The organism is Streptococcus sp. HMSC072C09, from assembly GCF_001813105.1.
Taxonomy (GTDB): Bacteria; Bacillota; Bacilli; order Lactobacillales; family Streptococcaceae; genus Streptococcus.
Map to the genome: position 1 here is coordinate 349640 of NZ_KV811485.1, position 8177 is coordinate 357816.

The following is an 8177-nucleotide window of genomic DNA, read 5'->3' on the forward strand; positions in this document are numbered from 1 at the left end:
GTGTTATAATTTAAATAAATGAATCGTTAAATACTTTTCTTAGAAAGTGGAGGAGAATCTATGTCTAGAAAAAAATGGTATGGTATACTGCTAATTCTTGAAGCAATTCTTTATCTTGTTTCTTATGGTAGTAGTCTAGTAGAGAGCTATAATGCCCAAAATTTAAATGGAGATATACCACTGTTCACTGCCTCTAGTATTTTTTCTATATGGAATGGAATGATTATTTGCTGGTTAATTTGGAGAATCATGAAGCAACGTTTAAATGTTGAAGGATTGATAGCTGTTCTTCTCCTCTCAATTACTCAACTACTGATGTTTTTTTTACCACCTTTTTCCCCAACAAATCTGCTGAACATTTCCTTTGTGCTAAATATCATTTGTTTAATATGGATTTGGTTGCTTATAAAGAATGTAGAAATGAGGGAGCTTTTAAACAATTGGAAAAGTAAAGATGGTTGGAAATCATCGATAGCTTATTTAGTACTATTTGTTGCCTCTACAAATATTTCTCCACTATTTATATTGATTGGTATGGATAGAACGAGTGATATTTACGCTTTTACACTTCGATACAGTGTAATGGAGTTAATGTTTTTACTTCTGATTAATGTTATGATCACAAGTACAAGTGATAAACTTCAGAAAGTCTTTTCTCTTTTGCTCATTTTATCTTCCCTTGTTGAGATAGGTATAGTATACTCTTTCATCACTCGTATAAGCTTTTACGGTCTCTTTTATCTTCTCTTATCGATTTATATTGCTTGTCGTGTTTTTAGTTTACTTGAGAAAGTTGCAGCTAGCTGGGAGTCCAAAGTGAAAGTACAAGATCTATCATCTATTGACACTAAACTAGAGATGGCGGACTCTCAAGTAGAAGGAGAGATAGATGTAAACGATCTGTTGAATGCTGATATACAATCAAACAATGATAAAGAAAATTCGCCAAAGAGGATCATTCTTCATTCGTCTTGGTTATGGAGCGCCCTTATAATAGCAGTCTGTCACCTTGGTATTATGATTTTTCCTTTATTTTTAGGAAACCCCATGTATCTACTGATCTTATATATTGGTGCCATCCATTATATTTGTTTTATGATTGCGACTTTCATCCTTTTCATAGCTATGAGGAATGGAAATGTGGGTCTCTTAAATACATCAGCCGTCTTATTTATTGTTTCCATCATAGGTACGCTAGATCCTTATTGGACAGGTCCAAATATTTTATCCTTGGTTTTAGGAGTCCTGGTATTTATTGGAGGTATATTATTTAAAAATGGAGACTGAGTAAAGTAGATAGGGTTGAAAATTTTTAAAGAACTGTTATCATTTAAGTAGATGGTAGGTTTTTGAGTACCCATTGGTACGCGGACGCCTACCATTTTTGAAGATAAAAAAAGCACCGTGTGAGGGTACTAGATCTTGCCTGCTGAACTCGTCAATTGATAGATACCCTACGGGGTATTTTTGTGAACTTTTTAGGAACTTTGAGGACTGTTTAAGTCAGTTTAACTGGGTAGTGCATAGACCGAAAAAGCTGATTTAATGGGCTTTTTGAAAAATCATTTTCCATATCATATGTAATGTGTTATAATGAAGTGTTATATGGTCCCGATAAGGTGGTAGAAATCTTCTATCAGTACTTTGTAACTCTATAACAATATTTTTTAAGGGGGGACATTTTTATGTCAGAACGTAAACTTTTCACGTCTGAATCTGTATCTGAGGGGCATCCAGATAAGATTGCAGACCAAATTTCAGATGCTATTTTAGATGCTATTTTAGAGCAAGATCCAGAAGCTCACGTGGCTGCCGAAACAGCTGTTTATACTGGTTCCGTGCATGTCTTCGGTGAGATTTCAACGACTGCTTATGTGGATATTAACCGTGTGGTTCGTGATACCATTGCAGAAATTGGATATACTAATACGGAATATGGATTCTCTGCTGAGACGGTAGGAGTACACCCATCTTTGGTGGAACAATCTCCTGATATTGCCCAAGGGGTTAATGAAGCCTTGGAAGTACGTGGAAATGAAGATCAAGATCCACTTGATTTGATCGGAGCGGGAGACCAAGGTCTTATGTTTGGTTTTGCGGTGGATGAAACAGAAGAACTTATGCCATTGCCAATTTCACTCAGCCACAAGTTGGTTCGTCGTTTGGCAGAGCTTCGTAAGTCTGGTGAAATCAGCTATCTTCGTCCAGATGCCAAGTCACAGGTCACTGTTGAGTACGATGAAAACGACCGCCCTGTGCGCGTGGATACAGTGGTTATTTCAACTCAACACGATCCAGACGTCAGCAATGAACAAATCCACGAAGATGTGATTAACAAGGTCATCAAAGAGGTGATTCCAGCTTCTTATCTAGATGCTGAGACCAAATTCTTCATCAACCCTACTGGTCGCTTTGTTATTGGTGGACCTCAAGGGGACTCAGGTTTGACAGGTCGTAAGATTATCGTGGATACTTATGGTGGTTACTCACGTCACGGTGGTGGTGCCTTCTCTGGTAAGGATGCCACTAAGGTGGACCGTTCCGCTTCTTATGCAGCTCGCTACATTGCCAAAAATATCGTAGCAGCAGGTCTTGCTAAGAAAGCAGAAGTGCAATTGGCTTATGCCATTGGGGTGGCTCAACCTGTCTCTGTTCGGATCGATACCTTCGGTACGGGAACAGTTGCTGAAAGCAAATTAGAAGCAGCAGCGCGTCAAATCTTTGACCTTCGTCCTGCAGGGATTATCCAAATGCTGGATTTGAAACGTCCAATCTACCGTCAAACAGCGGCTTATGGCCATATGGGACGGACAGATATTGACCTTCCATGGGAACGTTTGGACAAGGTAGAAGCCTTGAAAGAAGCTGTAAAATAATTCGTTGAAATGGAAAAGTTAGGGTCAAGTTGATCCTAGCTTTTTTTCGTTTTGAAAATTCCTACAGATGGAAAAATAGGTCGATCTGTGGTATAATAGATGCAGTATTTTGAATACGTTGTCCCTTTTATTTTCGTTACAAAAAACGATAGTAAAAGGAAAAAGACTTGAAAGAGCTAATAAATTATTAAGATGAAAAAAATTGTAATAAATGGTGGTCACCCTCTAAAAGGAGAGGTGACCATTAGTGGTGCAAAAAATAGTGTAGTAGCCCTGATTCCGGCGACCATTCTGGCGGATGATATCGTGACCCTTGATGGGGTACCGGATATCTCCGACGTGGCGAGTCTGATTGAAATCATGACCATCATGGGGGCTAAGATCGAGCGCAAAGAAGACAGTTTGGTCATTGATCCACGTGGGGTGAAGAATATGCCCATGCCATTTGGAAAGATCAACAGTCTGCGAGCTTCCTATTATTTCTATGGCAGTTTGTTAGGGCGCTATGGTCAAGCAACTGTTGGACTTCCTGGTGGGTGTGACCTTGGCCCACGTCCGATCGATTTGCATTTGAAGGCCTTTGAAGCGATGGGAGCTGCTATGACCATGGATGGCTCTAGTATGAAACTTGCGACTGATGGCAAGCCTCTTCAAGGAGCAAACATCTACATGGATACTGTTAGTGTCGGTGCAACGATCAATACGATTTTGGCAGCAGTCAAGGCTGAAGGTCGGACAGTGATCGAAAATGCGGCGCGGGAACCTGAAATTATCGATGTGGTGACCTTGCTCAACAACATGGGAGCCCATATTCGTGGAGCAGGGACAGATATTATTATCATTGATGGTGTTCCACAATTGCATGGAACGAGACATCAGGTGATTCCAGATCGTATCGAAGCAGGAACCTATATTGCCCTTGCAGCTGCTATTGGGGAAGGTATCCAGATCAATAATGTCCTATATGAGCATTTAGAGAGCTATATTGCTAAGTTAGAGGAAATGGGTGTGCGCATGACCATTTCTGAAGATAGTATCTTTGTAGAAAAGCAGACGGGCTTGAAGGCGATCCAGATCAAAACATCTCCTTATCCTGGTTTTGCGACTGACTTGCAACAACCGATCACGCCTTTGCTCTTAACGGCTGTAGGACGTGGTCGCATTGTTGATACGATTTATGAAAAACGGGTCAACCATGTACCAGAATTAGCTAAAATGGGGGCCACCATTTCGACCTTGAACGACCACATTATTTATGAAGGGCCAAATCAATTGACAGGATCCAGTGTGAAAGCGACGGATCTTCGAGCTGGTGCGGCTTTAGTGATCGCCGGTCTCATGGCTTCTGGAACAACAGAAATTACAAATGTGGAATACATCCTTCGCGGGTATTCAGATATTATTCATAAATTGACCCAACTTGGAGCAGACATCCAGTTGGTAGAGGAATAGTGACAGAGCTAGAGATCTGATAGTGGCAGCTGGATACACGAACAATGGAGTTTGAGATGAATATTTGGACGCACTTAGCTGCCTATTCACTAATTGAAACACAAAGGTTGTATTTACGACCTTTTCTCTTTGAGGATGCGGAAGATTTTTATAAGATTGCTTCTAATCCTGAAAATTTACAATTTATCTTTCCTGCACAAGCCGATCTTGCCGAAACCCAGTATGTACTAGCCAATTATTTCATGAAAAATCCTTTGGGGGTTTGGGCGATCTGTGATCAGGAAACCAATCAGATGATCGGCTCCATCAAATTTGAAAAGTTGGATGAAATCAAGGGTGAGGCTGAGTTAGGCTACTTTTTACACAAAGATTTTTGGGGAAAGGGTCTGATGACAGAAGCGGTCAAAGAGTTGGTCTCTCTATCATTTGAGAAATTTCAACTGAAGGAGCTTAAGATTGTCACCCATGTTGAAAATGCAGGGAGTCAAAAGGTTGCTTTGAAGGCTGGTTTTCGTCTCTTTCGTCAATTCAAAGGGAGTGACCGCTATACGCGTAAAATGCGCGATTATTATGATTTCCGCCTAGGTAGAGGGGACTTCTATGAGTAAACACCAAGAGATTTTAGACTATCTCGAAAAATTACCGATTGGAAAACGGGTCAGTGTCCGCAGTATCTCCAATTTTTTGAATGTCAGTGATGGGACGGCCTATCGTGCCATTAAAGAAGCTGAAAATCAAGGAATTGTCGAAACGCGTCCTAGAAGCGGGACCATCCGTGTCAAATCGCAAAAAGCTGTACTAGAGCACCTGACTTATCGGGAAATTTTAGAAATCACCGGTTCTGAAATATTAGCTGGTGAAGAGGGACTCGAAAAAGAATTTAATAAATTTTATATCGGTGCCATGACAGAAAAGCACGTCCTTGACTATGTGTCTGAAGGGGGGCTTTTGATCGTGGGTGACCGCACTAGCATCCAACGATTGGCTCTTAAGCATGACAATGCGGTCTTAGTGACGGGTGGCTTTGAAGTGAGTGAGGATGTGATTGATCTGGCCAATCAGGTACAAATCCCAGTCATCCGAACTTCACACGATACCTATACCGTCGCGACCATGATCAATAAGGCTTTGTCTAACATGCAGATCAAGACGGATATCTTGACAGTCGAGCAGGTCTATCGGCCCTTCCATGAGTACGGCTATCTTTCTGAGACGGATACGGTAAGGGATTATTTAGATTTGGTTCGAAAGAATCGCTTTAGTCGTTTTCCGGTTGTCAATCAGCACCAGATGGTAGTGGGCGTCGTAACCATGAGAGATGCTGGAGATAAGGCGCCTCAGACGACCCTTGATAAGGTGATGTCACGGACCATTTTTACCACTAATTTGTCCACCAGCATTGCGACCATTAGCCAACGGATGATCGCTGAAGATTATGAAATGATTCCTGTTGTTCGTAATAACCAGACCTTGCTGGGGGTTATTACGCGTCGGGATGTCATGGATCGGATTAGCAAGGTGCAGTTTTCGAGCTTACCAACCTTTAGTGAGCAGATCGGTCAAAAGATTCAGACAGAGAACGACCATTACCAATTCACAGTGGAGCCAAGTATGCTGGAGAAAAGCGGTGTTTTGGCCAATGGGGTCATGATCGAAGTGCTGATGAAGATTATTCGCAAGATGATGCAACACAGTGGGCGTAGCTTGATTGTCGAACAGTTGATCATCAATTTTTTACAGGCTGTGCAGGTGGATGATGTGATCCGCATTGAACCACAACTAGTTCGACGAACCAGACGTTCGGCCTTGGTTGATTTTAGCTTGTATTTAGATCTGCAGCTAGTTGCGAAAGCAACCATTACAATTAAGATTAATTAAACAAAAAGAAATGAGGAGACAATGATTACATTAAAATCACAACGTGAAATTGAAGCCATGGATCGTGCAGGTGATTTCCTTGCCAGTATCCATATTGGATTGCGTGACTTGATCAAGCCAGGGCTTGACCTATGGGAAGTAGAAGAATATGTCCGTCGTCGCTGTAAAGAAGCCAATGTCTTGCCGCTTCAAATCGGTGTAGAAGGTAGTCTCATGGACTATCCTTATGCGACTTGCTGTGGTTTGAATGACGAAGTAGCCCATGCTTTTCCACGTCACGTCATTCTCAAAGATGGTGATCTCCTCAAGGTAGACATGGTCTTGTCAGAACCGCTTGATAAGTCTGTTTTGGATGTATCGAAATTAGATTTTGATAATGTAGCGCAAGTCAAGAAATACACGGAGTCTTATAGTGGTGGCTTGGCGGACTCTTGCTGGGCTTATGCGGTTGGAAATGTTTCGCAAGAAGTCAAAGATTTGATGGACGTGACCAAAGAATGTCTCTATAAGGGAATTGAGAAAGCGGTCGTTGGCAATCGCTTGGGAGATATTGGTGCAGCGATTCAAGAGTATGCAGAAAGCAAAGGCTATGGCGTGGTGCGTGATTTGGTCGGACACGGTGTCGGGCCTACCATGCATGAAGAACCAATGGTCCCGCATTATGGTCGTGCTGGACGCGGTCTTCGCTTACGTGAAGGGATGGTCTTGACGATTGAGCCAATGATTAATACCGGTACTTGGGAGATTGATACAGATATGGAAACTGGTTGGGCCCATAAGACCCTCGACGGTGGCCTTTCTTGTCAATACGAGCATCAATTTGTGATTACAAAAGATGGTCCAGTGATCTTGACTAGTCAAGGTGAAGAAGGAACATACTAAAACTAGAGAGGAAAGAATGGAGCTGAAGGCAAGTGTCTGGTTTCGCTCTTTGCTCTTTTTTAGTAAAATGGGGAGGTGACGAATGAAAAAGGTCCTACAAAAAGTACTGGGACAGCCATTTATAAAGGGCTTCGTGCGGTTTTATCAGAGTGCAGAGTCTGACATCACTAGCATTGCGGTGGCCTATTATTTGCTGATCTCCATTTTCCCTTTGATGCTGATTGCAGCCAATATTTTACCCTACTTTCATATTCGTCCCACTCAGATTCTTTTAAGCTTACAGAAAGTTTTGCCAGCCTCCTTATATCGAATAGTGGCACAGATGATTTCGAGTGTCTTGACCAAACCTTCGACAGGCTTACTGAGTTTCTCGATTATTTCTGCTTTGTGGATCTTCTCACAGAGCATTGCCTACCTCCAAAAAGCCTATAACAAGAGTTATGGGGTGGAAAAGGAGCGTGGTATTATCTGGGGGCGACTCTTTAGCTTTCTGATCAGTTTTGCCTTGCAGGGCTTGTTTGGACTCTCGCTGATCCTTTCCATGTTTGGGAAAATGATCGTTCGTTATCTCTATCAGACCTTTTCATTTGATCGGACGATTTATGTGCGCTTACTGAATTTGACAGAGCCGACCATCTACCTCTTACTTTTTGTCAGTCTGGTCTTGCTCTATTACACCCTTCCAAATGTCAAAATTCCAAAATTTAGATATGTATTGCCAGGGGCGACCTTTGTTGTTGCTGTCCTGTATGCGATCTTGAATATCTTTTGGAAATATGTGGATCGTTATGTGAGTCATTTCTTAGATGCTCGTTTCTTCGGTTCGGTCGTCCTAGCGGTCATCATGTTCTGGTTCATCTTGGTGGCAAAAATCATGATTATTGGTTGTATTTTAAACGCCAGTATCCAATTTGCCAGAGAAGCCAAGTTCCAAACGCGCAGTGGAGAAATTGTCTCTAAGTTAAAATCAGAAGAAGTGGACTTTCGGCATAGAGAAGTTTCACAAAAATTAAAGCGTCGGTTACGCTTGATAAAAAAAGAAAAAACGGAATAAGGGAGAGTGGGACAGAAATCGGTAATTCGTTAGAA

7 protein-coding genes are annotated in these 8177 nt (G+C 41.8%); all 7 read left to right on the forward strand.

What is annotated here, in order from left to right:
• Positions 1–60 precede the first annotated feature (60 nt).
• The 7 genes from HMPREF2893_RS01825 to HMPREF2893_RS01855 all read left to right on the forward strand — a co-directional run bounded on the left by HMPREF2893_RS01825 (position 61) and on the right by HMPREF2893_RS01855 (position 8142).
• Positions 61–1287: an ABC transporter permease gene (locus tag HMPREF2893_RS01825; RefSeq protein WP_070673919.1), complete on the forward strand. Its 1227-nt coding sequence runs from the start codon at positions 61–63 to the stop codon at positions 1285–1287.
• Between the two features lie 398 nt (positions 1288–1685).
• Positions 1686–2876, forward strand: coding sequence for a methionine adenosyltransferase (gene metK / locus HMPREF2893_RS01830; RefSeq protein ID WP_070673920.1), 1191 nt, complete (start codon positions 1686–1688; stop codon positions 2874–2876).
• 192 nt (positions 2877–3068) lie between these two features.
• A complete protein-coding gene (locus HMPREF2893_RS01835) occupies positions 3069–4328 on the forward strand; it encodes a UDP-N-acetylglucosamine 1-carboxyvinyltransferase (protein ID WP_070673921.1) in 1260 nt (419 codons plus the stop codon).
• A gap of 56 nt (positions 4329–4384) precedes the next feature.
• A complete protein-coding gene (locus HMPREF2893_RS01840; RefSeq protein WP_070673922.1) occupies positions 4385–4936 on the forward strand; it encodes a GNAT family N-acetyltransferase in 552 nt (183 codons plus the stop codon).
• A complete protein-coding gene (spxR, locus tag HMPREF2893_RS01845; protein ID WP_003006721.1) occupies positions 4929–6206 on the forward strand; it encodes a CBS-HotDog domain-containing transcription factor SpxR in 1278 nt (425 codons plus the stop codon). The genes HMPREF2893_RS01840 and spxR overlap by 8 nt, the downstream gene beginning before the upstream one ends.
• A 21-nt stretch (positions 6207–6227) precedes the next feature.
• Positions 6228–7088 carry a methionyl aminopeptidase gene (locus HMPREF2893_RS01850; protein ID WP_003003694.1) on the forward strand — a complete coding sequence of 287 codons (861 nt, stop codon included), beginning with the start codon at positions 6228–6230 and terminating at the stop codon, positions 7086–7088.
• An 82-nt stretch (positions 7089–7170) separates the two neighbouring features.
• The gene (locus tag HMPREF2893_RS01855; RefSeq protein ID WP_070673923.1) at positions 7171–8142 is read left to right on the forward strand and encodes a YihY/virulence factor BrkB family protein; all 972 of its coding nucleotides are present in this window, start codon (positions 7171–7173) and stop codon (positions 8140–8142) included.
• Positions 8143–8177: the final 35 nt, after the last annotated feature.

Bases quoted from the DNA above. Each gene is read 5' to 3' on its own strand.
- HMPREF2893_RS01825 (WP_070673919.1), top strand. From the start codon at position 61: ATGTCTAGAAAAAAATGGTATGGTATACTGCTAATTCTTGAAGCAATT.
- metK (WP_070673920.1), top strand. From the start codon at position 1,686: ATGTCAGAACGTAAACTTTTCACGTCTGAATCTGTATCTGAGGGGCAT.
- HMPREF2893_RS01835 (WP_070673921.1), top strand. From the start codon at position 3,069: ATGAAAAAAATTGTAATAAATGGTGGTCACCCTCTAAAAGGAGAGGTG.
- HMPREF2893_RS01840 (WP_070673922.1), top strand. From the start codon at position 4,385: ATGAATATTTGGACGCACTTAGCTGCCTATTCACTAATTGAAACACAA.
- spxR (WP_003006721.1), top strand. From the start codon at position 4,929: ATGAGTAAACACCAAGAGATTTTAGACTATCTCGAAAAATTACCGATT.
- HMPREF2893_RS01850 (WP_003003694.1), top strand. From the start codon at position 6,228: ATGATTACATTAAAATCACAACGTGAAATTGAAGCCATGGATCGTGCA.
- HMPREF2893_RS01855 (WP_070673923.1), top strand. From the start codon at position 7,171: ATGAAAAAGGTCCTACAAAAAGTACTGGGACAGCCATTTATAAAGGGC.